Origin of the sequence: Emcibacter sp., from assembly GCF_048269205.1 — a bacterium.
Classification (GTDB): domain Bacteria; phylum Pseudomonadota; class Alphaproteobacteria; order Sphingomonadales; family Emcibacteraceae; genus Emcibacter.
On record NZ_JBLXJC010000003.1, the window covers coordinates 287,698 to 313,679 of the forward strand.

Here is a 25,982-nt window from a genome sequence, read left to right on the forward strand (position 1 = left end):
TCGTTTATCAAACGGATCAGAATTTCCGTTTGACGGAGAGATACCATTCGCGCGGCCGGGCATAAACACCCTCGATCACGCCATCCGTGGAATTGTCACCGGCCACCAGATAGGTCTCGTCAGTCAGGTTCCTGACCCCGACATTGACGTTCCATTTATCCTCTGCGTCCGCAAACATAATCACCGCATTCAACAAATGCAGCTTATCCTGGATAAGCTCCGGTGTATTCTTGGCGTCATTGGCAATCTTGGAGGTAAAGGCATAGTCCAGACGCGGGGTCACCGACCAGTCATCAGTCAGGTTGATGGTATAGGCAACACCCACATTGATGGACCATTCCGGTGTGTTGACAAACATATGATCCAAGGTCAGGCCCGCATCAATCGCCGGTTGGGTCAGGTCAGTATATTTGGCGTCCAGATATCCAAGACCGGCTTCAATAATCCAATGCTCATCAGGCACCGCGATCAGTTCAAGTTCTGCACCCTTGATTTCGGCAGCAGCCGCATTCCGGGTAATAATGCCGATATCCGCATCTGTGCCGCCCGGAGAGCGTTCGGTCACATTAACCTGCATATCCGTATAGTCGGTCAAGAAGAAGGCACCGTTCAGACGCACCCGGTTGTCTGCCCAGGTGGATTTGAAACCCAGTTCATAGGCTTTAACCGTTTCCGGATCAGCCAGGGGGATATCATCACGGGGCGGGAAAACACGCTGGGTGAAAGTACCGCCCTTATAGCCTTCCGAATAAGAGGCATAAGTCATCAACTCCTCAGTCCAGCGATAGGCCAGGTTGGCATGGATATCAAAAACTTCTGCTTTTTGCTCGCCAACTCCAGTTATTGGAAGCACGGCAGTACCGACGGGATACCCGAGACCATTGTCCTGAGCGACGGTGGAATCCGGATCAAACTTCTTGTCCTCGTCCGTATAGCGCGCACCAAGGGTCAGGCTGAGCTTGTTGGTAAAATCATAGGTCGCCTGACCGAAGACGGCCTTGGAGGTATTGTCAATGGAACCACCACTGTCAAAAACCGCACCCGGAATTTCGATCACGTCAATATGATTGCCGGTTTCGTTGAAATAATAAAGACCAACAATCCAGTTGAGTTTTCCTTCCATGCTGTTGCCCAGCACCTGGAATTCCTGGGTGAACTGTTCCTGTGTAAATTCATTAACCGTTTGCAGGATCAACAGCGGGGAATGATCCACATCCCGGGCCCAATATCCCTCTACTTCCCGGTAGGCAGTAATGGACTTCAAGGTAATGCTTTCATTAATATCATAATCGACATCAAGGGAGACACCCCAGAGGTCAAGCTCGGCTTTGGGTTCCATCGGCCGACCGATGATATTATTCACAAATTCATTCTGGGTCGTGTGCTGGCTGTAGGTCTCGAAAGGACCTGCAATCCACTGGGCATTCCAGCAACTTGTATCCGACAGACGCGCCGGATTGGACATGTCAGAACATACGGCACTCGGAACCGGAAGACCATGGTAATCCGTCCGGAGCGGGATCACGTTGTTCGTCACCATCGGGAAGAACTGCCCTTCATCCACACCGATCAAAACGTTGGCCGCCGGCGCTTCCCGCTCCCGGGTACCGTCAATGGCCAAATTGATCTCCAGATTATCAGAGGCCAACCAACGGAAAGCTGCGCGTCCGGCCCAGGCATCTTCGTCGCCCAGATCAGGTCCACCGGGCAGCAGGTTTTTCACATAACCGTTCCGTTTTTTGCGGGAGCCGGCAAAATTGGCAAAGAAAGTTTCAGACAGCGGTACATTGATGCCAAACCTGAGGTCTGTGCGGTCATAGCTACCGATCGTTGCTTCTGCGTAACCTTCCAATTCTTCATGGGGTTTCTTGGTGGTGATGCTCATTGCACCGCCGATGGTATTGCGGCCGAACAGGGTACCCTGCGGTCCTTTCAACACCTCGACACGCTCCACATCGAGAAGATCCATCACACCGCCGACGGAGCGGGCGATATAGACCCCGTCCACATAAAGACCAACCCCCGGGTCAGTCGGCAGAGCCCAGTCAATCTGGCCCACACCACGAATGTAAATGGCAGCCGCGGAACTTGTCGCGGCGATGGCAGCGGTATTGTCAAAAACCAGGTTGGGGGTGAATTCCCCGATCTGGGAGATATCGGAAATGCCGCGGGCCTCAAGACCTCCGGCGGAAAAGGCTGTGATGGAGATCGGCGTATCCTGAAGGTTTTCCTCGCGCTTACGGGCCGTGACCGTAATCTCCTCGAGAATCATCTCGCCCGCACTCTGCTGTTCCTGCGCCGCCCCGGCCTGGGGCATAATTGTCAGGGCCAGCGCACCAAACGCAACCCCGCTATAGACTGACCGAATGTATTTCCTGGCATCATACATAGTCGTTTCCTTCCCTGTGATGTTAATGTTGTATGCTTTATATTTTTATATGTATTTTTATCATTAAATTAAACTTTAAAATGATTTAAAGAATTGTCAACGAATTTCTTGGCGCCAGGCGCAAACCCCCGGATTTCCGGGATTCCGCACAGTGAAACAGCCTGCAGCGCCAGATAGTATGACGCACAGCCTGTTTGCACCGGCCTCGAAAGCCGGAAACTAGTTCAGGATTAAAGTAAAAAACGAAAGCCCTGGAGAATTAAAAAAAATCCGGGAAACAAAGCCCCGGATTTAACTTTTTTAAATAAGCGGTACTGCCGTCAGGAGGTAAATTCCTCGGTATCGATTTCCTTTTGCGTCCCGGCCGGATAGCGCGGCCCGCTGATGGTCGTCTGATTGATCAGCTCTTCCACCCGCCGCATACTGTCGCTGGCCAGTTCAACCCCGCTGGCGGCCACATCGTCCGCCAGATGGGCAATTGAGGTGGTGCCGGGAATGACATGAATGAAGGGACGCTTGTGCAGCAGCCAGGCCAGCGCCAGCTGAGCCGGAGTGCAGCCCGCATCGTCCGCAATGGCTCGGAATTCCGGCAGCAGCTTCGCATTTTCAGAAAAATTGGGTTCCTGGAAACGGGGCATATGGCGGCGAATATCCTTTTCGGCAAAATTGGCCGGATCAAGATCAATCCCGGTCAAAAACCCGCGGGCAAGCGGAGAGAAAGCCACAAAGGCCACATCCAGTTCCTCACAGGCATCCAGAACCTTGATTTCCGCATTGCGGGTCCAGAGCGAATATTCCGTCTGCACCGCGGCAATGGGATGGGTGGCATGGGCCTTGCGCAGAGTGTCGGCGGACACCTCGGACAGGCCGATGGCCCGGACCTTGCCTTGCTCCACAAAGCGGGACATTTCGCCAACACTCTCCTCGATGGGCACGTTTTTGTCCCAGCGATGCAGGTAATAGAGGTCAATCACCTCGGTCTCGAGCCTGCGAAGAGAATCCTCCAGCGTCTTGCGCATGGTTTCGGGACGGCCGTCGATGACGCGTGCACCGTCAACGCCCTGCATGCCGCATTTGCTGGCCAGCATGATCTTGTCCCGGACCGGTTTCAGGGCGGGACCGACAAGTTCTTCGTTACGGCCAAAGCCGTAAAGAGCGGCAGTGTCAAAATGGGTGATGCCCAGATCAACAGCCTCCAGAAGAAGACTCTTGCCCGCCTCCGGGCTCGGCGGTACGCCGTAAGCATGGCTCAGATTCATACAGCCGAAGCCGATTTCCCCTACCCTGAATTCACCGATTTTCCGCTCTTTCACGACTTTCCCCTGTTAGTTCTGCTCGTTCAGTTGCTGTTCGAGATCATAGAGGGTTTTATAGCAGGGAAGAACTTTCCCGACGCTGGAGTTGGGCTCCCGCCCCTCACGGATCGCGGCAACGAATTCGCGGTCCTGAAGCTCGATCCCGTTCATTGACACATCCACCTTGGAAACGTCAATGGGCTCTTCCTTACCGGTCACCAGATCATCATAGCGGGCGATATAGGTGCCGTTGTCACAGATATAACGGAAGAAGGTGCCCAGCGGCCCGTCATTGTTAAAGGACAGGGACAGGGTACAGATCTTGCCATTCTCGGTCTTGAGCTGGATGGACATGTCCATGGCGATACCCAGTTCCGGATGCAGCGGACCCTGGACTGCATTGGCCACAACAACCTTTTCGCCGGTCTGATACTGGAACAGGTCGACGGTGTGGGCGGCGTGGTGCCACAGCAGATGATCGGTCCAGGACCGGGGCTCGCCCTTGGCGTTCATATTCTTGCGACGGAAGAAATAGGTCTGCACATCCATCTGCTGGATGGCGAGCTCCCCGGCCGCGATCTTGTTATGGACATACTGGTGGGACGGGTTGAAACGGCGGGTATGGCCGACCATGCAGACAAGGCCGGTTTCCTGCTGTACCTTCATGACCGCTTCCGCATCTTCCCAGCTGTCGGCCAGCGGAATTTCCACCTGCACATGCTTGCCCGCCTTCATGCACTGGATCGCCTGATCGGCATGCATCTGGGTCGGGGTACAAAGGATAACCGCGTCCACCCCCGGCTGCTCGAGAGCTTCGGCAAGGTCGGTGGTGGCATGGGGAATGCCATAGTCGTCAGCAACTTTCTGTGTCGGCTCCAGTCTGCGCCCGACGATAGAGACAACTTCCGCCCCGTCGATATTTTTCAGGCCGTCCAGGTGCTTCAGGCCGAAAGCGCCGGCGCCTGCAAGAACGATTTTCATATCAAACCTCTTTCTTTTTCCTAGAATTGACTCTCAAGTACGATATGCCCGACAGCTGTATTGGATGCCGGCACATGATAATGTTTGTGCAGTTCCTTGACCTTGTCGGTGAGCGCCCCGCGCATGATCAGCCACATGACAAGTTCGATCCCTTCGGACCCGGCCTCGCGGATATATTCCACATGGGGGATATTACACAGCTCCTCCGGATTGTCGGCCAGACGGTCAAGGAAGGCATTGTCCCATTCCTTGTTGATCAGGCCGGCGCGCGGTCCCTGGAGCTGGTGGCTCATGCCGCCTGTGCCCCAGATCTGCACGTTGAGATCCTCGTCAAAACTTTCCACCGCATTGCGGATAGCACGGCCAAGGTTGAAACAGCGACGCCCGTTGGGCACCGGATAGACAACCACATTGACCGCCAGCGGAATAACCTTGCAGGGCCATTTCTCCGGCTGGCCGAACATCAATGACAGCGGCACGGTCAGGCCATGGTCCACATCCATTTCATTGACAATGGTCAGGTCAAAATCCTGCTGGATCACGGACTGGGCAATATGCCAGGCCAGATCCGGCGCACCTTCCACATCCGGCACCGGCCGCGGACCGAAGCCTTCATCGGCAGGCTTGAAGTGCTCGCCAGTGCCGATGGCAAAGGTCGGGATCATTTTCATGTCAAACGCAGAGGCATGATCATTATAGACCAGGATCACCACATCGGGCTTTTCCTGCTCTTCCCATTTCCTGGTGAACTCATAACCGTCAAACAGCGGCTTCCAGTAGTCATCCTGGGTATTTCCCGTATCAATCGCACGACCGATCAGCGGCACGTGTGAACTTCCGACACCTGCAGTAATTCGTGCCATTATTTCTTCTCCTCTTTATAACGATTTCCTTCCGGACTGCGGCCACCGTGCAACATCATTTCCGCATATTCCTCCTGGGTCATACCGGTCATGGTTGCCGCGGCATACTGGAAGCTGAGACCGTCGGTGGAAAAAATCTTGGCCAGGAAATAAATATTACCGCCAAGCGCCAGCGCCCGGTTGTAGTCCCGGTCGAGAACCGCCTGCTTCTGTTCCTCTGTCATGGGCCATTCATCGAGATAGGCACGTTCGTCGGCCTTGAATTTTTCCCGGTTCTCGGCCTTCATCAGGGACATGCAAAACTGATTCAGGTGATAGCCTTTGCGGGCCTGGTCAGAATCAAAAATAGTTGTCCCGGGGACATCTTCGTAAGGTTTATCTAGTGCCATGGTTACTTCTCCTCAGGCCAGTAAAGTCGCATGGGGTTATCGACCAGAAGCTTCTTTTGCAGCTCTTCGGTCGGGGCAATATGCGGAATCACATCCACAAGCCATGCATCATCGGGCATATGTGATTTCAGGTTCGGGTGCGGCCAGTCCGTACCCCAGAGCACCCGGTCGGGGAATTCCTCTACCACCCGGCGGGCGAAGGGTACAACATCGCTGTAGTGCGGCGGGCCTTCCACCGAAAGGCGTTCCGGACAGGAAACCTTGGACCAGAAATTTTCATTCTCGCGCATCAGTCTCAGGAACAATTCGAACTCGGGACCATCCACCGGCTTGGTGACATCGGGACGGCCCATGTGGTCCACCACCACTGTCGTCGGCAGGGACGCGAAAAAGTCATAAAGTTCCGGCAACTCCTGGGCCTCGAAATAGATGACGATATGCCAGCCCAGCGGCTTGATGCGCTCGGCAATCTTCATCAGCGGTTCCCGCGGCAGGGCATCCACCAGGCGCTTCACGAAGTTAAACCGCACACCGCGCACGCCGGCAGCATTCAGGGCCTGCAGCTCCTCGTCCGTCACATCAGGTTTCACAGAGGCCACGCCTTTGGCCATGCCGCCGGAATGGGCGATGGCATCCACCAGCGCCCGGTTGTCGGCACCGTGGCAGGTGGCCTGGACAATCACATTGCGGGTAAAACCGAGGTGATCGCGCAAGGCAAACAGCTGGTCCTTTGACGCATCACAGGGGGTATATTTGCGTTCCGGCGCGAAGGGGAACTCATCCCCCGGGCCGAACACATGGCAGTGGGCGTCCACGGCCCCCGGCGGTGGCGTATATTTGGGCTTCGACGGCCCCTGGAACCAGTCCAGCCAGCCCGGGGTTTTTTCGAACTTTGTACTCATTTACCCCTCTTCTTCAGCAGCGCATCAAGACGCGGATAAACCCGGCGGGCATTGCCCTCGAACACCTTGTAGCGGTCTTCGTCGGACAGATTCAGGTTATCAAGATAACGTTTCGTATCATCAAAATACTGGCCGGTCTGGGGGTCGATACCGCGTACCGCGCCAACCATTTCGGAACCGAACATGATGTTATCGATGTCAATAACATCGAACAACAGGTCAATGCCCGGCTGATGATAAACACAGGTATCGAAATAGATATTTTTCATCACATGCTCGTCCAGCGGTGGCTGTTTCAGCATGTCGGCGAGACCCCGGTAACGACCCCAGTGATAGGGTACGGCGCCACCGCCATGGGGAATGATAAATTTCAGATCCGGAAAATCCTTGAACAGGTCGCCCTGCAGGAACTGCATGAAGGCATTGGTGTCCGCGGCAATATAATAAGAACCTGTGGCATGGAAAGCGGGATTGCAGGAGCCAGACACATGGATCATCCCCGGAACCTGCAGTTCCACCATTTTTTCATACATGGGATACCAGTAACGGTCGGTCAGCGGCGGCGCGTTCCAGTGGCCGCCGGACGGATCCGGGTTCAGGTTACAGCCCACGAAATCAAGCTCGTTGACGCAGCGCTCCAGCTCGGCAATGGAGTTATCCAGCGGTGCGCCCGGAGACTGCGGCAACATGCCGACGCCGATAAAAGTCTCGGGGAATAACTGTGTCACCCGGTGGATCAGATTGTTGCAGGCAATGGACCAGTCTTTAGAAGTCTCCTGATCCCCCACATGGGGCTCCATAGCGGAAGCCCGGGGACTGAACAGGGTCAGATCTGCCCCGCGCTCCTTGACCAGCCTCAGCTGGTTGGCTTCAATCCCTTCACGGATTTCATCGTCGCTCATCTCCGGCAGCAACGGCTTGGGCAGGGATGGATCCTTGAGGCGCGCCTTCTGGGCCTCTCGATAGTCCAGATGGGCCTGGGGCACGATGGTCTGATGACCGTGGCAGTCAATAATCAGCATGGCAGTTTCTCCTTACTGCAAATCAATCTTCATTATGGCGTCCAGCATGTCCGCCAGGTCTTCTTCCCTGAGGGCGTCCTTTCTCAGGGCCGCCCAGTCATGGCGTTCTGCCGAGGCCGTACTCATCAACGGTTCGATGCCCGCTTCCTGTACCGTGCGCGCCACTTCGCGCATTTCTTCCGCCCGGCGCTTGCCGTGTTCCAGGGAACGGGAAATCATATAGCGGGACAGCACCTGCCAGTCGGGTCCCGGAAACAGGTCATTGAGGGAATTCACCACCGTATCCTCCACACCGTAATGCCGGGCGGACAGCAGGCTCTCCGTCAGGATCGCCTCGACACCCTTGACCACGACGCTACGGCACATCTTGGCGGCGGAGGCCTTGCCATACTCACTGGAAAAGACCTTCATGCCGGAAAAACCCAGCTCCTTCGCCAAAGGCTCGAAATCATTGGCAAAAGGACCGCCCAGCAGGATACTTGTGTTAATCCGTTTGGGGCCGATGGGCGACATCACTGCCGCCTCCACATAACGGCCACCCGCCTCATTGATCAGTGTTGCGGCCTGTTGCTTCATACCGGGCGAAGCGGAATTCATGTCAACGAAGAAGGTCTCACCGCCGATCCCGCTCAGAACAGACTCCGCTGCCTTAAGCGTTTCCGCCGCTGTCACCGCAGAGATCACCAGGTCAACCCCGGACACCGCCTCCGGCGCATTCCCCCCGATGATCACCTCAAGCTTGTCAAGGCCCCGGCTCGGAATGCTGTCCGGATCGGGAAACTTGATATCCCAGGCACTGAGCGTCAGACCGCTGTGCTTCAGCAGGTCCTCAGCCAGGGTCTGGCCCACTTCCCCGAAACCAAGGAGGCAGATTTTTTTAATCCCGCTCATGCGCCGCTCCAGACTTTACCGGGGATATAGACTTCACCCCGCATCAATTTGCGGGCCGTGCGCAGCAGGGCGGATCGCTTGACTTCCACCTCGCCACCCTTGATGTCCACATCCATGTCCACGGTGAAAAAACCCGTCGGGTGCTCCACCTCAAGCCTTTGCGCGCCGTCGGAGGGGGCCGGCAATTTCGCTATTCCTTCCGCCACCGATCCCGGCAATACACAGCCGGTGGCTACACTGACTGCGCCCAGCACACCGATCGCCTCATGAACCCTGTGGGGAATGAAACTCCGCGTCGAAACCACACCGCCACTCTGCGGCGGGGAAATCAGGGTCATTTTCGGCACGGTCTTGGCCTTCACATCACCAAGGTTCATTTTCGGTCCGATTTCCAGTCGAATGCTTTCGATCCGCTCTTTCAGTGCTGCGTTGGCTTCCAGTTCTTCCGGTGCTTCCGTGCCGGAAAGCCCGAAATCAGCCGCCTTCAACAACACCACCGGCATACCGTTATCGACACAGGTGAGTTCAACCCCCTGCACTTCGTCGATAATATTGCCGGTCGGCAGAAGCGCACCACAGGAAGAGCCGGCCACATCCAGAAAATCCATGGGAACGGCCGCGGCCGTTCCCGGCACACCGTCAATACGGGCCTCGCCCTCATATTCCACCTGACTGCCCGGCGTAGGCACATGGGCCACCGCAATACTGCCCGTATTGACCATATGGATGCGCACCGGGGTAACCCCGTCCTGCGCTTCCAGAAATCCGTTTTCAATGGCCCAGGGGCCGACCCCGGCGAGGATATTGCCGCAGTTCTGGCTGTCGCTGACTTCTGCCTTGTCGACCACCACCTGCAGGAACAGATAATCCACATCTGCATCATCTCGTTCCGAGGGCGAAATGACCGCCACCTTGCTGGTCAGCGGATGGGCCCCGCCAACGCCATCAATCTGGCGCACATCAGGGGAACCCATGGCCGCGAGCAGGACCCGGTTGCGGGTATCCTCGTCAGCGGGCAGATCCTTTTTATCGAAATAGAGGCCCTTTGATGTGCCGCCCCGCATCAAAGTGGCCGGTATGGCCGTCAGCATGGCGCTTATCCCTGTCCTTTGAGGTAATCTTGCTGGTCGATATATTTCAGGCCTTTTTCTTCCAGCCGCGGGCGCATGTCATAGATATCGAGGCCAAGCACGCCAGCGGCAAGTTTCTGGCGTTTTTCCTCTTCATTTTCTTCACGCTTGCGGGATTTCTCCAGAATGTCAGCGGCCTCTTCACGGGCCACAACCACCACACCGTCATCATCGGCGATAATCAGGTCACCCGGATTGATATGGGCCCCGGCGCAAACCACCGGCACATTGACGCTGCCCAGGGTTTCCTTCACGGTACCCTGGGAGAACACGCATTTGGACCAGACCGGGAAACCCATTCCTTCCAGGTCCCTGGTGTCGCGCACACCGGCATCAATCACCAGGCCAAGCACACCGCGGGCCTTCAGGCTGGTGGCCAGCAGGTCGCCGAAATAACCGGCGTCGGAAAAGGACGTGGGGGCAAGCACCAGCACGTCACCAGGCTGGCATTGCTCCACCGCCACATGGATCATCCAGTTGTCACAGGGCGGCGCACTGATGGTGACCGCCGTGCCGGCAATATAGGCGCCGCGATAGATCGGATTGATGTTGGGGGCGAGAAGACCCTTACGGCCCTGCGCCTCATGCACGGTGGCGACACCGTATTTTCCTTTTTGGAAGGCTTCCACGACCGATTTCTCGGTGCGTTTGACATTGGTTACGACGACTCCCATAGAACCCTCTCCATTGATTGTGGTTGAGATGGGCGGAGTCTCTCACCTCCTGAACATTAACGCCAATAGATAATTGTTTTTATCCATAAAAAAATGCTAAAGATATATCAGGGGAAACATTTCAGACAACAGTCCGGACAGCTCGTGACAACAATGAAAAACAAAACCGACCAGACGATTCCAAACCTGCGGCATATAAGGGCCTTCAGCCTTCTCGCAGAGGGCAAAACCCTGACAGCCACGGCCGGCGAGATCGGCCTGTCCCAACCCGCCGTAACCCAAGGTTTAAGTAATCTGGAACAATATTTCGGGGCTGATCTCTGCATCCGGCAGAGAACCGGCACCTTTCTCACCGACTGCGGCGAACTGCTGAAAAAGAGGGTGGTGCGTTTTTTCGAGCATTTTTCCGAAGCCATAGGCGAACTGCCCGGGCTCGACCGCAGGGAACGGGCGCGGGTGGAAAGAAACATCACCACCTCCCAGCTGCAGGCGCTGATCGCCATCACCGAATACAGTAGCTTTTCCGCCGGCGCCCGGGCCACCGGCATTGCCGTACCCACCATCCACCGGGCGGCGCGCGATCTCGAACGGATTATCGGCCAGAGCTTTTTCGAACAAACCAGTTTCGGGGTAAGACCGACGCGAACCGCCGCCCGTTTCGCCCACAAAGTAGAGCTCGCCTTTTCCGAGCTCGAGCAGGCGAAGTCGGAAATTGCCGCCTTCCAGGGCACCGGCAGCGGTCGGATTACCGTCGGCGCCATGCCGCTGGCGCGAAGCCATCTTGCCCCCCAGGCGATCTCCCGCTTCTGTCGGGAAAACAAGGGATATCTGGTTTCCATTGTCGAAGGGCCCTTCGAAACCCTGTTGCATGACCTCAAACGCGGCGCCATCGACTTCCTGATCGGCGCAGCGCGGCAGGATCTGTCGTCCCAGGGCGTGACCCAGTCGCACCTGTTTGATGACCCTTTGTCACTGCTGATGCGGCCCGGTCACCCGTTGGCGGAGGTGTCGGACCTGTCCATCGAACAACTGAGACACTATCCCTGGGTGGCGCCGCGGGCGGATTCCCCGCTCCGTCGCCACTTCGACCATATGTTTGAAGAAGCGGGCCTCAGCCCGCCGGAAGACATTGTCGAATGCAATTCCCTGAGTGCTTCCCGGGTCTTGCTGATGAATGATGACCGGCTGATGCTGCTGTCAGATGCCCAGGCCAGGTATGAACTCGGCACCGGCCTGTTGCTGTCCCGCCACCTGGCCAACCGGGAAGAAACAGAACGTCCGATCATGCTCTTTGCCCGCAAGGACTGGCATCCGACCTTCGCCCAGCAAAAGCTGGTGGATATCATTCAGCGGCTTGCCCTGGAAGAGCCGCAAAAAGAAATGCGGTTCCAGGGGAGGTATCCTGAGAACCGCAATAGGTAGGGAAGTTTGCTTCAGGGAAAAACCCTATTCATAAGGCAGGCCCACATAGTTTTCCGCCAGCGACGTGAGTGCTGCTTTGGAGCCAAACAGATAATCCAGTTCCGCATCCTGCATGCGGCTGCCGAACCCGCCGGTTTCGGGGAAATTATGCAGAAGCGACGTCATCCACCAGGAGAAACGCTCCGCCATCCATACCCGGCGCAGGGCCTTGGAGGCATAAGTATCCAGACCGGCCTCACTGCCGGATTTGTAGAACTCGATCAGTCCCCGTGACAGGAAATAAATGTCAGACGCGGCCAGGTTCAGGCCCTTGGCCCCGGTCGGCGGCACAATATGGGCGGCATCCCCGGCCAGGAACAGGCGCCCGTGGCGCATCGTTTCGCATACGAAACTACGCAAAGGAGCAATACTCTTTTCAATGGACGGACCGGTCACCAGCGTGTCAGCCACATTTTCCGGCAGGCGGCGGCGCAACTCGTCCCAAAAACGGTCATCTGACCAGTCATCCACGCTGTCATCCAGGGAGCACTGGATATAATGACGGCTGAGGTTTTCATTGCGCATGCTGCAGAGGGCAAAACCGCGCTCGTGCCGGGTGTAGATCAGTTCATGATCCGCGGGCGGTGTTTCCGACATGATGCCGAGCCAGCCAAAGGGGTAAACCTTTTCAAAGGTTTTCAGCAACGTTGAGGGAATTGAGCGCCGGCTTGCGCCATGATAGCCGTCACAGCCGGCCACAAAATCACAGATAAGAGTATGTTCCTGGCCGTCCTTCTTGTAACGGATGACCGGACTGTCAGTCTCGGCACCCTCGACCCCCAACACTTCCGCTTCCTCAATGATGGTGCCGCCAGCCGCACGGCGAACCTCGATCAGATCACGGGTGATTTCTGTCTGGCCGTAAACCATCACACCGGTGCCGCCGGTCAGGCCCTTGAGATCCACCCGGTGACACTCCCCCTGGAAGGCGATATTGAACCCGTCATGCTCATATCCTTCCCGGTCCATGCGTTCATGTGCCTGGGCTTCACGCAGCAGATCCACACAGCCCTGTTCAAGCACACCCGCCCTGATCCGGGTCAGGACATAGTCCATGGTCTTCCGTTCGAGGACCACGCTTTCGATGCCCTGGAGATGAAGAAGCTGAGAGAGAATAAGACCCGACGGCCCGCCGCCGATAATTCCGACCTGTGTTCGCATGACTTGAAGCTCCCGAAGAATTAGCAAATATCACACCACTCAGGGTGCTTTTAAATTCGTGAATATCCAGATAGTAAAAGAGACATGAGGCTGTTTAAATAGACAGTCGTGACAATAATTTGTATATTTCGAACATTATTGGCAATAAAAGGCTGCCCCCTGATGGAAATGATTCCCAATTTCGTTCTCTATGGTGAAGAGGATCGAGAGATCTTCCCGGATTATCTGCATATCGAGTCCATCCGCGCCCGAAGTCTGGGCTTTGGCTGGAAGTTTCATGCCCACCGGCATCACAATTTGTATCAGTTCTTTTTTATCTCAAAAGGTGGCGGAACGGCGCTGATCGAGAGCCAGAACCACTTCCTGCTGAACGGGCATGTCATCCTGATGCCCCCCATGTCTGTTCATGGCTTTGACTTCCTGCCCGATACCGAAGGCTGGGTTCTGACCGTCCCCGACCCGTTCCTGCAGCGAATACTGGAAGAGGAGACTGTCCTGATCAACTATCTGGCAAAAGCCAGAATTTTCCACAGCGAGGAGAAAACAAAGACAAATGAAATTCGCGAAATTTTTGCCGGCATCGAACGGGAACATGCCGTGTCTCAACCCATGCGTGGACTTGGTGTGCGGAGCCTCCTTACACATCTGGCCGTTACCTTGTATCGGACTTTCCCACCACAGGAAGATGTCCCGCAGAGCGCCGCCAGCCAGAAACAAAAACTGCTGAGAGAGTTCCAGAAGCTGGTGGATATGCATTTTCGTGAACGCTGGCCGGTCGGCCGCTATGCGGAAATACTCGGCATCACCCCGACCCATTTGAGCCGGATTTGCAAGCAGGTTCTGGATGTCCCCGCCTCGGACCTGATCACGGAACGCAGCCTCCTGGAAGCCAGAAGGCTGCTGATCTATACGTCGCTGGGCATTTCGGAGATTGGCTGGGAACTGGGGTTCAGCAATCCCGCCCATTTTTCCAAATTCTTTCGCGAAAAGACCCGTCGCAAGCCCTCCGAATTTCGTCAGGCCTTTACCAGGAGGGCTTGATCATTCCCCAAGAATCACCGGGAAGCCCCCGTATAGGCACCGTATAGGCACCGTTCAGGTCAATCAGCGGGCAGACCATCCTGATCTTTCCAAGTGCCGGTTTCAAACAGATTTTCTTCGGAAGCGGGACGGCTAAATTTGACCGAGATAACTTCCTGACGGCGATCAAGCAGGTTGATACAGAATTTTTGAGAAGAGGTTCTAGCGGTAATTTTTACGGAAACCGCCCAGTTTTACCTGTCAACATAGAATCAGGATCCGGCCTTCTCCAGATGATCCTTCACTAAATGATAAACAGGCTCGGGATGGGTAAAGGGGCTCATGTGACCGGCACCGTCAAGGATATGAGTTTCTGCCTGCCCCAGAGCCTGGCCGAGTACTTCTGTCACTGCCCGGGCTTGTCGCGTGGTTTTGCTGCCGCAAACCAGGGTCACCGGACAATTAATAAAGGCATAGTCGCCGGGTTTCTGGTCATAGCGATACATATTGCCGAACTCATAGGCCACCTTGGGCATGGTCCGGTGCACCTCGGCGCGAAATTTTTTCGGCGCAAGCCGCCATTTCAGCCAGCCAAGCCAGTAGGACATATAAATATCAGCGGCCTTTTTAATATTCCCCGCGCCGGTCTGACGGATAACGTTCCCGGCCCGGCGATCGATACTCGCCCAATCCGACAAGCGGCCGCCGGTCCTGAGCAGGTGAAAAGAGACCGGCTCCACCAGAAACAGGCTCCTGATCCGGGGTGACGGCCTGTAGAATTCTGCCAGTGCCATTTGCAGGGCGACAGCCCCGCCATAAGAATGGGCAATGACATGCACCGGTTCGTCGGCCACCTCCAGAAGGGCGGCCAGGGCATCCGTATCATTAACGAGCGGATTGCCCTGTTCATCCAGCGACCATTCCCCTGACTCGCCATATCCCGGCAGATCCGGCATCAGGGTCTGGAAAGTTTCATGAAGGCGGCTGCCGATGCCCTTCCATTCCCGGTGGCTGGCGCTGGAACAATGGACAAAGAGGAGAGGCGGCCCCTCTCCTCCGCTATGATAGCTGATCCGATAGCCGTTCAGATTTATGTCATGTTTCATGCTTGTATCCCACTGCCTGACCACCATCTGTACCCATGACAGGGACTATTTACGCCATACTTTCAGACCCGGAAAGAGGGCCGGCATTGTCCTGTGATACTGTTCATATTCGCCCCCGAGTTCCTCGATAAGTTTCCTGGCCTCGAGACGAATTCCCACCATGATATAGATCGTCAGGGCCGCCGACAGAACCAGATGACCCAAGGTCATATAAGGGGTAGCCCAGAGCAGCATGACAGTACCCGTCATCATGGGATGGCGCACCAGATTGTAAAATAACGGTGTCACAAAGCCCTGATCCTGGTCGGGTGCAGATGCCGCTAGACCATTTAGAGCCTGCTTGATGCCGAACAAGTGCCAGTGGTCGATCAGATGTGTGGAGATGAGCATAATGAGCCAGCCCGCAACATACAGCCCCCACATCAGCGCCACCGCCCAGCCTGCTTCCATATGCCAGATCTCCAACGGGTGACTGCGCCACTGCCACATCAAGATAAAAAAAGTAAAAGTTGAGACCGCGACAAACACCGGGCGCTCCCAGACAGGGTTAAATTGACTTGCGAACCATGCCTTATAGCCTTGTGAGGCCATGATGGTGTGCTGAACCGCAAACAGCATGACCAGGCCGATATTGACAGCCAGCATTTCCGGCATCGGCGCCGGCCGGATATTGTCCACATGGACCGGCACCAGGCTGCCGGCCAGATAAAACGCATAATAGGCAAAGAGCAAGGTGAAAGCCGTATAGGAAATCAGTGCAAATGCCTTGACCGCAAAACCGGTACCGGTTTTTGCCTCGTCCTGTATCTGATTGAATTCACTCATTTCATAATCCCTCTTTTATAAATAATTATTGAATTAGCTATTATCCCTTGCGGGAGATGAACCAGACGTTCATCGGGTCATGTTCAAGCGTATTTTTTTCGATCTTCCCAAAACCGGCCTCCCGGAGCATGTCCAGAGCCGTCTCCCAGCCCCACATGGTGCCGAGACCTTCCCCACCCTGGGCGCGGGAAACCGGCGTACAGTGAGTGCACGATATAGTATACAGAAATGCCGCCATTGGAAAGTCATGGTTGTTTTCCAGCCTGGCGGATCCGCCGATATCCTGCATCAGATAGAGACCGCCGGGACGCAGCGCCCGGAAAATCCGCTTCAGATAATGCTGCGGGTCTTTCTGGTCATGTACCGCATCAAAGGAGGTAATCAGATCGAACTTCTCCTCAAGCTCGAAACCGGTCATGTCAAAAACCCTGAAGGAAATATTGTCAAGACCGCGACGGGCAACTTCGAAACGGGCAAAGTCTATGGCATCCTCGCACAGATCATAGCCCGTAAACCTGCTCGCGGGGTAGCGCTCCGCCAGCGCCATCAGCGCCTGGCCCCGTCCGCAGCCGGCATCAAAAACATCGATGCCCTCTTCAAGTCTGCCCTGCATTTCCCCGAGGAGGGGAAGAATATTGTCAAAAAGAGCCGAAACGACACTCATGTTGCTGTCTTCCGCCATTACCTCGTGAAAACAGGGATAGTTTTCATAGGAAATACCCTCGCCGGTACGAAAAACCTCCAGAATGGTTTCATAGATAGACGCCACCATGGGAATATGCTGTGAGAAAACAGCCAGATTTTCCCCGGCCCCGTTGCGGCACAACATGGCCGCATGTTCCGGCGGCAAGGTGAAACGGCCACTTTCGGGTTCATAGTCAATCAATCCGCCGACAGTCAGGGAGCAGAGCCATTCGCGGACATATCGTTCGGCAAGCCCGGCATCGGCGGCAATTTCCCGGCTTGTACCGGAGCCGCCCCTCTCGGACATGGCATCAAACAGACGCAGGCGATAGCCCACAAAAATCATGAAGCCGACCGCTCCGTCATTCAGAATATCACACACCCGCTCGGCGAAATTTTCCATTCGCGCTTCATCAAGAGCCGGCTTAACTTTGGTCATCACAGTCATTTCATATCCCCGTTAGAATCATATATTGTAGTTGCGGGGCACTTTGCATCAGCGACAGATGTATGATAAGTGCGGTTTGTGACAACAAAGAGCTGAATATGACATGAACAAGACAACCGTTCCGTCGCCCGCCGATGAAATCAACGTTGCGCTGCTTGTATTACCCAATACCAGCGCATCCGTATTGTTCTGCCTATATGATGTTCTGATTTCCGTGGGCACCATGTGGACCAAAATCACCCAGGAAGAAACCAATGTCGGCCAGTGCAATGTGAAAATCGTTTCCCCCGTCACCAAAGGCCTGATGGGTTATGGCAACATCCCCATTCACATCGACTGCGGTTTGAATGCCAATGCCGCACCCGATTTAATCATTATTCCCGATATTGTCCTGGAACCGGATTTCGAGCCCGGAGTTGAATGGACCCGGTCTATCGACTGGCTGCAGAGAATGCATGAACAGGGATCAGTTATCACCACAGTCTGCACTGGGTCCGTCCTGCTCGCCGCCAGCGGATTACTGGATGGAAGGCCCTGCACCTCCCACTGGTCAGTAGCCAATATGATCCGGCAAAACTACCCAAAGGTCATCGTCGAAGAAAATAAAATTATCCAGATTGGCGATCAGGACCACTCTCTGGTGACGGCTGGCGGATCAGCCTCCTGGGAAGAGCTGGCCCTTTATCTGGTCAGGCGCTATTTCGGCTATGAAGAGGCTTCGCGGATCTGCAAAATGTTCCTTTTGGCCGACAGAAGTGATGGTCAGCTGCCCTTCATTCCCCTGGTTCCCACCGTTGATCATGAAGATGCGGTAATTTCCGAGTGCCAGCTATGGATCGCTGACCATTATGCCATTGACAACCCGGTCTCCCACATGGCCGCCCGGTCAAAACTGAACGAGAGAACTTTCAAACGGCGCTTCAAAAAAGCCACCGGCTACCGGCCGGTGGAATATGTCCAGACATTACGGATCGAGGAAGCCAAGCAGCTATTGGAAACGACCAGCGACACCGTCGATGAGGTGGCGCTGAGCGTGGGATATGAGGATTCCGCTTTCTTCCGGCGGCTATTCCGCCGCCTGGCCGGCATTTCCCCCTCCAAATACCGGCAGAAATTCCAGACCATCCGGCAATTGGGCACCTGATCTAGAGCTTTGGTGCCGGCATCGGTTCCAGAACGGCCTCGATTGCGGCCGCCAGGCTTAGCAGCTCACGGTCGCTGCCTTCCGCCCCGTCCAGTTCCATACCGATGGGCAGGCCCGTGGACGACAGGCCAACAGGCAGGCTGATGCCGGGGATGCCCGCATTACTGCCCGGGTCCGTGTTGCGGATAAAGGTGCCGAAGGTCGGCACCTGCTCCCCGTTCAGTTCAACCGTTTCGTCATGGCCGATCGGCCGGGCCGTCAGCGGCGTGGTCGGGAACAGCACCGCCGCCACATTATGGACACTGAAATAGTCCCGATAGGCCTTTTGAAGGGCCGGACGATGGATTTCAAGAGCGGCCTTATAGGCCTCCTCAGGCATGGCGCCTTCCCCCATCAGCGACAGACTCAGGCCTTTCACATCAGGGCTGCCGATTTCCGCCACCAGTTCTTCAATGGTAATTTCACAGCCCTTGTGGCAGAGATATTTTTCCAGGTCGGGCAGGAATTCATAAAGCACCACCGGGAAACTGACCGCCTCGTCCAGCGGGCCGACATCGGGAATATCCGCCTCGATTATTTCGGCACCGTTACTTTTTAGCAGCTCAATGGTTTTTTCCGCCGCAGCCGCCACATCCGGCTCCAGATTTTCATAGAAATATGTCCGTGGCACGCCAATCCGTACGCCTTTGAGAGACGGAAGGGTCTCGAGCGGTTTTTCACCGGTGATCGCCTCATCCACCAGCATGATATCCTCCACCGCCCGGGCGAAGGTGCCGATGGTATCGCGGGTGTGGGAGATGGGAACCACCCCTTCACTGCCATAGCGGCCGAGTGTGGGCCTGAAGCCGACCACACCGCAGAGCGCCCCGGGAATACGGGCGGAGCCGCCGGTATCGGTGCCGAGGGCCACAGGCACAATGCCCGCCGCCACCGCCGCGGCACTGCCGCCGCTGCTGCCGCCGGGGATCATGTCGGTATTATAGGGATTGCGGACCGCACCAAACACCCCATTGTTGGAGGTAATGCCCATGGCCAGTTCATGCAGGTTGGCCTTGCCGGCAACCAGGGCGCCCTGGTCCACGAGTTTCTGCACCACCGGGGCATTGGCTAAGGGCCGATGGTTCTTCAGGGCTGCCGTCCCGCCGCTTGTGGCATAATCTTTTGTATCAATATTGTCCTTGAGGGCGATGGGCAGGCCGAACAGGGCCCCTGAAGCACCGCCTTCCTGACGGATACGGTCAGCATTTCGGGCGTCTTCCAGGAGCTTCTCAGGATCGAAGTTGATAAAGACATTCAGTTTTTTCTGCGCTTCGGCACGCTTGATAATCTGGCGGGCATAGTCTTCAACGCTGAGCTTGCCGTCTCTGATGTACGCCAGAGCCTCCACAGCTGTCAGATCAAGATTGGTCATGGCCGTTCCTCCCGAATTAGACTTTTAAATTATTGATATGGGCAAAAAAAAGTCGGGCACCGAAGTGCCCGACCATATCATGATAGCGATCTTAGTTGAAGCGCCAGGTAACTGATGCCCCGTACATGGCAGGGTCACCATATACAGCGACATCACCCGGACCCACAATGTAGATGTGGGAGATATACTGCTCGTCGAAGATATTCTTACCCCAGAGGGCAATTTCCCACTGTTCATCTTCGCTGGTCCAGGACACATTGGCGTCAGAGACACCCCATGCCGGCTGCATAGTGGCGTCAGATACCACGTCACCACGCTGATCGCCGGTGTAGCGATAGTCGATGTGATAGGACAGCTGACCACCCCAGGACACATCATGGCTGTAATCAGCCGCAATGTAAAACCGGTGCTCGGGTGCGCGGGTGAGCGGCTTGGTCTGAATGTCCGGGGTTGCCGGAGGAGTCACGTAATATGCATCGAAGTTGAACTCGGCCTCGGTATGCATGTAGGAATAGTTACCTGAGATATACAGGCTTTCCACAGGCACCCAGGTGAATTCAGCTTCCACACCATAGATTTCAGCAGAAGCTGCGTTGCGCGTACGGAATACGCCAAACGCCTGCCCCGGCAGCGCTCCATCGATCGGGTTACCGAAACGTTGGTACTGCAAGTCGGAATAGTCGGTATAATATGCCGCCAGATTCAGACGCAACGTCCCGTCAAACAGGTCAGCTTTTGAACCAACTTCGTAGTTCCAGGCCACTTCCGGCTCCAGCGGAAGCTGCGCAGCGGCAGCGCTTTCCGGTGCGGCGCCAAAACCACCTGACTTGAAGCCTTTTGACACACTGGCGTAAAGCAACAGATCGTCCGTGGCCTGATAGTCCAGGGTGACCTTCGGCGACAGGTCTGACCAGGATTCACTGGCCTGGACACCGCCAACTTTGTTCTCAATATCGGTACCAAAGTTGCTGGTAATAATAAATCCGCCAAACGGTCCAGACAGTCCCGCATTCCAGTTATCGATGGTTTTTTCTTCGTAGGTATAACGAAGACCAACACCGAGTTTCAGTTTTTCTGAAACATTGTAGTTCACATGGGCAAAGGCCGCGAAACTGTCGGTGGTGTTGTCCTGGCGGTATGACCCGACCCAGTCCAAACCGTCGTCAGCGCTCAGGTTCGGAAGACGGTCGTCCTCATTGAACACCAGACGGAAGGTTTCCTGACGATCCGTATTTTCATTCATGTAAAACAGACCGGCCACATAGTCGGCATTGTCGCTGATCGTACCGGCAAAACGGAATTCCTGGCTATATTGCTTGGTATAGTCATGGATTTCGTCAACAATGTTTCTGCCGGCAGCAGGAGAACCGGTAGAATCCATTTCCCAGTCATTGGCGCTATCACGGTAAGCTGAGACGGATGTAAGAGTACCAGCTTCCCCGAAATCATGGTCGATTTTCAAACTGACACCATTTGCACTCTTGCGGGCATAACCATCCTGCGGGTTGGTGGAATGCTTGTAGTCACCGCCGGCCGCAATATGTTCTTCATAAATACCCGGAACCGGGGGATTACTACGGGTCGGAATACGGGCCATGTCGGACTGGTCCATGTCCATGGTATCGGCACTCAGAGTGATTTCGGTATTTTCACCAGACCACAGCAACTGACCGCGTACACTTTGTACGTTTTCGTCTTTCAGCTTGTTGCCGGTGATGATGTTCTCAACCCAGCCATCGCGCTGACGGGAGGAGAAGGACACTTTGGCCGCCAGGCTGTCGCTGAGGGGACCGGAAACAACGCCCTGGAAATCCTGACGATCGTAGTTACCAACGGTCGCTTTCACCTTGGCCCGGAAATCCTGGCTCGGCTTGGTGGAAACCACGTTAATGGCGCCGCCGATGGCGTTCTTACCATAGAGCGTACCCTGCGGGCCACGCAGAACTTCGATGCGCTCCACATCAAACATTTCGAAGGCCATATTGGAAATACGGCCGAGATATACATCATCCAGGAACACGGCGACGGAGTTTTCCGTACCGGCGCCGTCATCGTTGGAGGAAATACCACGCAGGCTGACCACGGCCTGACCCGGCGCGAACGGCGAGAAGGTCATGCTGGGAATGCGGGTGGCGATATCATCTGCGGAATGGATGTCGGCTTTTTCAATTGAGCTGGCGCTCAGTGCAGTAACAGCCACAGGGACCTGCTGCAGGTTTTCGGACCGGCGCTGTGCGGTCACGGTAATTTCTTCCAGCATCATCATTGCTTCTTCGGCCAGTGACGGTGTCGCCACGGTCGAACCAAATGCCAGTGCTGTCAGAGCTGTAGTCTGTAGTAAACGCTTATACATATCTTTCTCCCTAATGTTCTTGCGTTTCCAACCTCACGAATATTCCCGTTTTATACTCTCGCTCCTGATTGAAAAACGGAGCATTTATTATGGGAATAAATGAACCATACACTAATGATACAAATTTTAAAATACCTTTATGTTAAATGTATCATTTTATACAAAAAACAGATATCGAATTGAAAAACCTGAGATTTTTTTATTACAATCTTCAAATACTGGGAAAAAGATTTAAAAGAGGCTAATAAATTTTGTCAAATTAGCGCATTTTGCAAGATATTTCTTTTTAAGGGCTCCGCCCTGCCTCCGGCTTCCTGCTCCTGTAACGCTCCAGATCGGGACATTGCTCGCTCTGTTTGCGCCACCCCGAAATTCTGTAACAGTTTTTTTAATTTTTATGAATTTTTGTGTATATGTTGCTGATGAAACCGGTTTTGGAATCGGGAGCTCTGAGTTTCCTGACGCGCCAGCCTGACATGTTTTGATCCCCACTTTGCAATATTCTCTTTTTGCACACAAGAATTTATGTAGAATCTAGCTTGCCGGGACATCCTGAAAACAGGTCGCTCCGGACTGCCGCCGTTATCTACATCCGGAAACCTGACATGAAAAAAATCCTTATCTTCTCTGTCACAGGCCTTCTCCTGTTCCTGGCGCACATACTTCCCGCCTGGTCGGACCAGACCATCTATCTGATCCGGCATGCCGAAAAAATATCGGACGGTTCCGCCGATCCGCCGCTTTCCACTGCGGGACGACAGCGGGCGGAATGGTATGCCCGATATTTCGCCGGCAAGGAATTGTCCGCTATTTATTCGACCGACCTGAAGCGCACCCGTGAAACTGCGGGCCCTACGGCCAGGGCAACCGGACTTGAGATCAAATATTACAGCCCCAGGAACCTGCCGGACTTTGCCAGGGAAATATCCTCTGCAAGCGGGCCTGTTCTTGTGGTCGGTCACAGCAACACCACCCCTAATCTGGCGGGTTTTCTGACCAACAGGGAAATAGCGGAACTTCACGACGGGCAGTATGACCGGATTTTTGTCGTTTCGATAAATAAAGAGGGAACTGCCCGCCTGCATGTGGATCTCAGCGATCCGCACACGGACTAGTTCCCTCTTTCCCCCAAAGGACCCCCAAAGCGTATTCCGGCAGGCTCAGGCCACCTGTTTGCCTGCCAGATATTCCTGGATCATCAGTTCAACATCCCTCGGCACCAGATCAAGAGCCGGCAGTGATTCCGGACGGCCCTCAAACAGCACCTCGGGCTCCTGGCCTTCATACCAGCCCAGATTTGGCCTGTGCACCTTGTAACCGATCAGTTCCCGCAACTTTTCGGGAAACTCCCGGGCGACCTCCGGCGGATAGGCCAGATACTGGTTTTCCGCCTGCCTGAGCCATCCGAGACTGTAGCTGATGGTCAGGCCCGTGCGCGCCTTGCGGGAGCGATTGGCACCACCGCCGTGTTGGGTTGAGCCGAGCCAGATCAGAACAGATCCCGGCTTCATTTCCGCCTGGACCAGTTCCTCCTGCGGCACTTCCCTCTGCACCGGCTTGAGATGACTGCGCGGCCAGACAACTGTAGCGCCGTTCTCTGCGGTAAACTCATCCAGCGCCCACATGGCGTTGATCATGAATTCACTGCCCGGATGCCCCCAGGGAAACATTTCGTCATCCCGGTGCATAAGCTGCTCTTCCTCGCCCGGTTCAATGCGAATAGCCTGGGTCAGGTTGATCTGGAATTTCTCGCAATTAGGCCCCAGAATATCTTCCATAATGCCCAGAATCACCGGATGCGTCGCAAGAGCCTGCGATGTGGGCGATTTGGTAAAAACACGCCCCATCCTTTTGGTCTGAAACCCCCAGAAAAGCCCCTCCGAGTTCGGGGTCTGATGGAAAGACGGTCGAAGTTCCTCGTTAATCTGGTCAATCATCAGCCGGGGAACCAGATCCTCGATAATGATATAGCCGTTGTTGCGCAGGCGGGACACATAGTCCATAACCCGTGTGTCATGAGTATTTTTATTCACTTTCGCATTATTTGTCAGAGGCATCTTTCGGCTCCCCCATCAATGCTGGATATTTCAGGGCCAGGTGTGCTCGCTGGCTGTTCATATCTCCCGCCAGTTGAACACAATGTTCCACGAGAATATTCCTGTCTTCCGGCGACAGTTCCAGCAACGCATATCCAAGGCGTGCAAAAAGCTCTCCCAACGGTGTGTTTTCTTCAACAGACATTACGCGACCTCCTTCTCGTTCTGATTAATCCGAAGCATTGTTCCGGGTACATTCCGGCGCTGGCGCAGGATCTGCAGGCCCACCGGGTTGACCATAATGCTGAGCGCGATCACCTGCTCACCGCCGACTGTCTGGGGCAGGCCAAGCGGCATGGTGCCCCAGCCCGACCTCAGGATCATCGGCAACGTATTCATATTGGCGATAACGTTGATCTTGCTGATCCCCAGCATCAGGGCCGCCTCCATCATGCCCGCACTGAGCTCGGCGCCGCCGCCGGCCTTCAACCCCTGGGCCTTGCCACTATTCGACAGCACATAGAAACGGGAACATTCCCACACGTCCGGGTCCCTTGACACCTCGCCTTCCACCAGGTGAGGGAACAGTTCGGACAAAAGATGCGCCTTGCTTGCCTGCAGCAGGCGCAGGCTGCCGATCAGTTTTCCGCTATCGTCCTTGATCAGAAGGTACACAGCGTCCTTGTCGTCAAACTGGTCTATTTCCAGCCTGTTTTCATGATCTGCCATCGGAAGCTTCCAGCCCATCTGCTCCTCAAAGACATCGTATCTCTGACGAAACATCTGCTGTAAATCTTGGGAAAAGTGATGGCGGTTTTCATATGTCACCATATCAACATGCATATTCTCCTCCTGCCGTTGTCGTCATAGTTTTTGTTTGCAGGGTAATTCTGAGAAAAAAAAGCGCGGATGTGACCTGCCTAGTTAGGCAGGTTTTTTGCGGGAATCAGAAAACAAAGGGAATTCGCTGCCACCATGGATCAGTACAGCGGAAAGACAGTACCACCTATGGGATTATGGAGCAACTCAATATGGCCCGAACCACTGTCTGGATCCGGGTGGAAAGATTGAATTTGCGTTTGGCGTTCTCAATATGGAAATGAACCGTATGCCTGCTGATATCCAGAATATCGGCAATATCTGTATCGCTTTTACCCGACGCCGCCCAGTAGAGACATTCCTTTTCCCGAATGGTCAGTTCTTTTTTTTCAAAAAGCGGGTTTCCGGATTCGTCACGAACCCTGAGAAGAGCTTCATGAAAATAGACACACAACAGGTGCAATACGAGATAGCTGTTCCGATCGAAATCATTTTCCTGGGAGGACACGCTGAAAGTGGTGGGAATAAATCCGGGGACGAAAATCTGTATCGAGATGCCGTTTCTCAGGCCGCATTCAGACGCTTCGTTAAGAATTTTTTTCTGGGCCCGCTTCCGAACGTTCATATTCTCCCAGATAATCGGGATATTCCTGTTCTGGACTGCATCGAGAACAGCATCCTGCTTGTGGTAGTTCTTTTCCAGATAGCGGCTTGTCCAGCTTTCGGGAAGCCTGGTGATAAAAATAGATCCCGGAACCGGGTTGTTATAGTCCATCATTGACGCACAGGAAAAGTGATCGAAGCCGAGTTTCCGGATAGCCTTATCGAAAGCTCCCACAAGTTCGTCTTCCGACGATACTCTGGAGGATACAGACACAAAATCCTGAATAACTTCGAAATCCTGCATACCCATTTCTTCATTTGCCGACTGTTAAAGTTACCATAACAGACCGTTACTTTCGAAAACATTCTACCTTT

Annotated in this window: 24 protein-coding genes; 4 read left to right on the forward strand and 20 right to left on the reverse strand. The window is 54.7% G+C overall.

Annotated features, from left to right (window positions below):
• Window positions 1-16: 16 nt before the first annotated feature.
• From ACN0YD_RS13630 to ACN0YD_RS13675, 10 genes are all read right to left on the reverse strand, one after another.
• Complete coding sequence (locus ACN0YD_RS13630) at window positions 17-2,389, reverse strand: TonB-dependent receptor (protein ID WP_417320681.1); 2,373 nt, start codon at window positions 2,387-2,389, stop codon at window positions 17-19.
• 320 nt (window positions 2,390-2,709) lie between these two features.
• Window positions 2,710-3,702: an aldo/keto reductase gene (locus ACN0YD_RS13635; protein WP_417320683.1), complete on the reverse strand. Its 993-nt coding sequence runs from the start codon at window positions 3,700-3,702 to the stop codon at window positions 2,710-2,712.
• 12 nt (window positions 3,703-3,714) lie between these two features.
• A complete protein-coding gene (locus tag ACN0YD_RS13640) occupies window positions 3,715-4,665 on the reverse strand; it encodes a Gfo/Idh/MocA family oxidoreductase (RefSeq protein WP_417320685.1) in 951 nt (316 codons plus the stop codon).
• Between the two features lie 20 nt (window positions 4,666-4,685).
• Window positions 4,686-5,528, reverse strand: coding sequence for a class III extradiol dioxygenase subunit beta (locus tag ACN0YD_RS13645; RefSeq protein ID WP_417320687.1), 843 nt, complete (start codon window positions 5,526-5,528; stop codon window positions 4,686-4,688).
• Window positions 5,528-5,917: a protocatechuate 4,5-dioxygenase subunit alpha gene (ligA, locus tag ACN0YD_RS13650; protein ID WP_417320689.1), complete on the reverse strand. Its 390-nt coding sequence runs from the start codon at window positions 5,915-5,917 to the stop codon at window positions 5,528-5,530. Before ligA ends, ACN0YD_RS13645 begins: the two co-directional genes overlap by 1 nt.
• Before the next feature lie 2 nt (window positions 5,918-5,919).
• The gene (locus tag ACN0YD_RS13655) at window positions 5,920-6,819 is read right to left on the reverse strand and encodes an amidohydrolase family protein (RefSeq protein WP_417320691.1); all 900 of its coding nucleotides are present in this window, start codon (window positions 6,817-6,819) and stop codon (window positions 5,920-5,922) included.
• Window positions 6,816-7,841 (reverse strand): amidohydrolase family protein, encoded by a 1,026-nt coding sequence (locus ACN0YD_RS13660; protein WP_417320693.1) that lies wholly within the window; start codon window positions 7,839-7,841, stop codon window positions 6,816-6,818. Before ACN0YD_RS13660 ends, ACN0YD_RS13655 begins: the two co-directional genes overlap by 4 nt.
• A 12-nt stretch (window positions 7,842-7,853) precedes the next feature.
• The gene (locus ACN0YD_RS13665) at window positions 7,854-8,732 is read right to left on the reverse strand and encodes a DUF1932 domain-containing protein (protein ID WP_417320694.1); all 879 of its coding nucleotides are present in this window, start codon (window positions 8,730-8,732) and stop codon (window positions 7,854-7,856) included.
• Entirely contained in the window at window positions 8,729-9,823 is a 1,095-nt protein-coding gene (locus ACN0YD_RS13670; protein WP_417320696.1) for a 4-oxalomesaconate tautomerase, read from the reverse strand. Before ACN0YD_RS13670 ends, ACN0YD_RS13665 begins: the two co-directional genes overlap by 4 nt.
• Window positions 9,824-9,828: 5 nt before the next feature.
• Entirely contained in the window at window positions 9,829-10,536 is a 708-nt protein-coding gene (locus ACN0YD_RS13675) for a 4-carboxy-4-hydroxy-2-oxoadipate aldolase/oxaloacetate decarboxylase (protein WP_417320698.1), read from the reverse strand.
• Between the two features lie 153 nt (window positions 10,537-10,689).
• Here ACN0YD_RS13675 and ACN0YD_RS13680 point away from each other — a divergent pair, with 153 nt between their 5' ends.
• Window positions 10,690-11,958 carry a LysR family transcriptional regulator gene (locus ACN0YD_RS13680; RefSeq protein ID WP_417320700.1) on the forward strand — a complete coding sequence of 423 codons (1,269 nt, stop codon included), beginning with the start codon at window positions 10,690-10,692 and terminating at the stop codon, window positions 11,956-11,958.
• 24 nt (window positions 11,959-11,982) lie between these two features.
• Here ACN0YD_RS13680 and pobA read toward each other — a convergent pair whose 3' ends face one another.
• Window positions 11,983-13,158 (reverse strand): 4-hydroxybenzoate 3-monooxygenase, encoded by a 1,176-nt coding sequence (pobA, locus tag ACN0YD_RS13685; protein WP_417320702.1) that lies wholly within the window; start codon window positions 13,156-13,158, stop codon window positions 11,983-11,985.
• 162 nt (window positions 13,159-13,320) lie between these two features.
• Here pobA and ACN0YD_RS13690 point away from each other — a divergent pair, with 162 nt between their 5' ends.
• The gene (locus tag ACN0YD_RS13690; RefSeq protein ID WP_417320704.1) at window positions 13,321-14,199 is read left to right on the forward strand and encodes a helix-turn-helix domain-containing protein; all 879 of its coding nucleotides are present in this window, start codon (window positions 13,321-13,323) and stop codon (window positions 14,197-14,199) included.
• A 251-nt stretch (window positions 14,200-14,450) separates the two neighbouring features.
• Here the strand turns inward: ACN0YD_RS13690 and ACN0YD_RS13695 are convergent, their stop codons facing one another.
• From ACN0YD_RS13695 to ACN0YD_RS13705, 3 genes are read right to left on the reverse strand one after another with little or no spacing between them, the layout of a single operon-like run.
• On the reverse strand, window positions 14,451-15,284 hold the full coding sequence (locus ACN0YD_RS13695) for an alpha/beta fold hydrolase (protein ID WP_417320706.1): 834 nt from the start codon (window positions 15,282-15,284) through the stop codon (window positions 14,451-14,453).
• A 45-nt stretch (window positions 15,285-15,329) separates the two neighbouring features.
• Window positions 15,330-16,109: a methyltransferase family protein gene (locus ACN0YD_RS13700; RefSeq protein WP_417320708.1), complete on the reverse strand. Its 780-nt coding sequence runs from the start codon at window positions 16,107-16,109 to the stop codon at window positions 15,330-15,332.
• Between the two features lie 40 nt (window positions 16,110-16,149).
• A complete protein-coding gene (locus ACN0YD_RS13705) occupies window positions 16,150-17,241 on the reverse strand; it encodes a class I SAM-dependent methyltransferase (RefSeq protein WP_417320710.1) in 1,092 nt (363 codons plus the stop codon).
• A 103-nt stretch (window positions 17,242-17,344) separates the two neighbouring features.
• Here ACN0YD_RS13705 and ACN0YD_RS13710 point away from each other — a divergent pair, with 103 nt between their 5' ends.
• Window positions 17,345-18,385, forward strand: coding sequence for a GlxA family transcriptional regulator (locus ACN0YD_RS13710; RefSeq protein ID WP_417320712.1), 1,041 nt, complete (start codon window positions 17,345-17,347; stop codon window positions 18,383-18,385).
• A 1-nt stretch (window position 18,386) separates the two neighbouring features.
• Here the strand turns inward: ACN0YD_RS13710 and iaaH are convergent, their stop codons facing one another.
• Together iaaH and ACN0YD_RS13720 are read right to left on the reverse strand one after the other, a co-directional pair.
• Window positions 18,387-19,796 carry an indoleacetamide hydrolase gene (gene iaaH, locus ACN0YD_RS13715; RefSeq protein WP_417320714.1) on the reverse strand — a complete coding sequence of 470 codons (1,410 nt, stop codon included), beginning with the start codon at window positions 19,794-19,796 and terminating at the stop codon, window positions 18,387-18,389.
• Window positions 19,797-19,887: 91 nt separating this feature from the next.
• Complete coding sequence (locus ACN0YD_RS13720) at window positions 19,888-22,149, reverse strand: TonB-dependent receptor (RefSeq protein ID WP_417320715.1); 2,262 nt, start codon at window positions 22,147-22,149, stop codon at window positions 19,888-19,890.
• A 605-nt stretch (window positions 22,150-22,754) separates the two neighbouring features.
• Here ACN0YD_RS13720 and ACN0YD_RS13725 point away from each other — a divergent pair.
• On the forward strand, window positions 22,755-23,264 hold the full coding sequence (locus tag ACN0YD_RS13725) for a histidine phosphatase family protein (RefSeq protein ID WP_417320717.1): 510 nt from the start codon (window positions 22,755-22,757) through the stop codon (window positions 23,262-23,264).
• Window positions 23,265-23,309: 45 nt separating this feature from the next.
• Here the strand turns inward: ACN0YD_RS13725 and ACN0YD_RS13730 are convergent, their stop codons facing one another.
• From ACN0YD_RS13730 to ACN0YD_RS13745, 4 genes are all read right to left on the reverse strand, one after another.
• Window positions 23,310-24,206, reverse strand: coding sequence for a phytanoyl-CoA dioxygenase family protein (locus ACN0YD_RS13730; protein WP_417320719.1), 897 nt, complete (start codon window positions 24,204-24,206; stop codon window positions 23,310-23,312).
• Window positions 24,190-24,390, reverse strand: coding sequence for a hypothetical protein (locus ACN0YD_RS13735; protein ID WP_417320721.1), 201 nt, complete (start codon window positions 24,388-24,390; stop codon window positions 24,190-24,192). The genes ACN0YD_RS13730 and ACN0YD_RS13735 overlap by 17 nt, the downstream gene beginning before the upstream one ends.
• Window positions 24,390-25,028 (reverse strand): acyl-homoserine-lactone synthase, encoded by a 639-nt coding sequence (locus ACN0YD_RS13740; protein ID WP_417320723.1) that lies wholly within the window; start codon window positions 25,026-25,028, stop codon window positions 24,390-24,392. Before ACN0YD_RS13740 ends, ACN0YD_RS13735 begins: the two co-directional genes overlap by 1 nt.
• Window positions 25,029-25,191: 163 nt before the next feature.
• Window positions 25,192-25,911 (reverse strand): helix-turn-helix transcriptional regulator, encoded by a 720-nt coding sequence (locus tag ACN0YD_RS13745; RefSeq protein WP_417320725.1) that lies wholly within the window; start codon window positions 25,909-25,911, stop codon window positions 25,192-25,194.
• Window positions 25,912-25,982 lie beyond the last annotated feature (71 nt).

Excerpts from the sequence above, each read along its gene's own strand:
- ACN0YD_RS13630 (WP_417320681.1), bottom strand. The coding sequence starts at position 2,389 with ATGTATGATGCCAGGAAATACATTCGGTCAGTCTATAGCGGGGTTGCG.
- ACN0YD_RS13640 (WP_417320685.1), bottom strand. The coding sequence starts at position 4,665 with ATGAAAATCGTTCTTGCAGGCGCCGGCGCTTTCGGCCTGAAGCACCTG.
- ACN0YD_RS13645 (WP_417320687.1), bottom strand. The coding sequence starts at position 5,528 with ATGGCACGAATTACTGCAGGTGTCGGAAGTTCACACGTGCCGCTGATC.
- ligA (WP_417320689.1), bottom strand. The coding sequence starts at position 5,917 with ATGGCACTAGATAAACCTTACGAAGATGTCCCCGGGACAACTATTTTT.
- ACN0YD_RS13655 (WP_417320691.1), bottom strand. The coding sequence starts at position 6,819 with ATGAGTACAAAGTTCGAAAAAACCCCGGGCTGGCTGGACTGGTTCCAG.
- ACN0YD_RS13660 (WP_417320693.1), bottom strand. The coding sequence starts at position 7,841 with ATGCTGATTATTGACTGCCACGGTCATCAGACCATCGTGCCCCAGGCC.
- ACN0YD_RS13665 (WP_417320694.1), bottom strand. The coding sequence starts at position 8,732 with ATGAGCGGGATTAAAAAAATCTGCCTCCTTGGTTTCGGGGAAGTGGGC.
- ACN0YD_RS13670 (WP_417320696.1), bottom strand. The coding sequence starts at position 9,823 with ATGCTGACGGCCATACCGGCCACTTTGATGCGGGGCGGCACATCAAAG.
- ACN0YD_RS13675 (WP_417320698.1), bottom strand. The coding sequence starts at position 10,536 with ATGGGAGTCGTCGTAACCAATGTCAAACGCACCGAGAAATCGGTCGTG.
- ACN0YD_RS13680 (WP_417320700.1), top strand. The coding sequence starts at position 10,690 with ATGAAAAACAAAACCGACCAGACGATTCCAAACCTGCGGCATATAAGG.
- pobA (WP_417320702.1), bottom strand. The coding sequence starts at position 13,158 with ATGCGAACACAGGTCGGAATTATCGGCGGCGGGCCGTCGGGTCTTATT.
- ACN0YD_RS13690 (WP_417320704.1), top strand. The coding sequence starts at position 13,321 with ATGGAAATGATTCCCAATTTCGTTCTCTATGGTGAAGAGGATCGAGAG.
- ACN0YD_RS13695 (WP_417320706.1), bottom strand. The coding sequence starts at position 15,284 with ATGAAACATGACATAAATCTGAACGGCTATCGGATCAGCTATCATAGC.
- ACN0YD_RS13700 (WP_417320708.1), bottom strand. The coding sequence starts at position 16,109 with ATGAGTGAATTCAATCAGATACAGGACGAGGCAAAAACCGGTACCGGT.
- ACN0YD_RS13705 (WP_417320710.1), bottom strand. The coding sequence starts at position 17,241 with ATGACTGTGATGACCAAAGTTAAGCCGGCTCTTGATGAAGCGCGAATG.
- ACN0YD_RS13710 (WP_417320712.1), top strand. The coding sequence starts at position 17,345 with ATGAACAAGACAACCGTTCCGTCGCCCGCCGATGAAATCAACGTTGCG.
- iaaH (WP_417320714.1), bottom strand. The coding sequence starts at position 19,796 with ATGACCAATCTTGATCTGACAGCTGTGGAGGCTCTGGCGTACATCAGA.
- ACN0YD_RS13720 (WP_417320715.1), bottom strand. The coding sequence starts at position 22,149 with ATGTATAAGCGTTTACTACAGACTACAGCTCTGACAGCACTGGCATTT.
- ACN0YD_RS13725 (WP_417320717.1), top strand. The coding sequence starts at position 22,755 with ATGAAAAAAATCCTTATCTTCTCTGTCACAGGCCTTCTCCTGTTCCTG.
- ACN0YD_RS13730 (WP_417320719.1), bottom strand. The coding sequence starts at position 24,206 with ATGCCTCTGACAAATAATGCGAAAGTGAATAAAAATACTCATGACACA.
- ACN0YD_RS13735 (WP_417320721.1), bottom strand. The coding sequence starts at position 24,390 with ATGTCTGTTGAAGAAAACACACCGTTGGGAGAGCTTTTTGCACGCCTT.
- ACN0YD_RS13740 (WP_417320723.1), bottom strand. The coding sequence starts at position 25,028 with ATGCATGTTGATATGGTGACATATGAAAACCGCCATCACTTTTCCCAA.
- ACN0YD_RS13745 (WP_417320725.1), bottom strand. The coding sequence starts at position 25,911 with ATGCAGGATTTCGAAGTTATTCAGGATTTTGTGTCTGTATCCTCCAGA.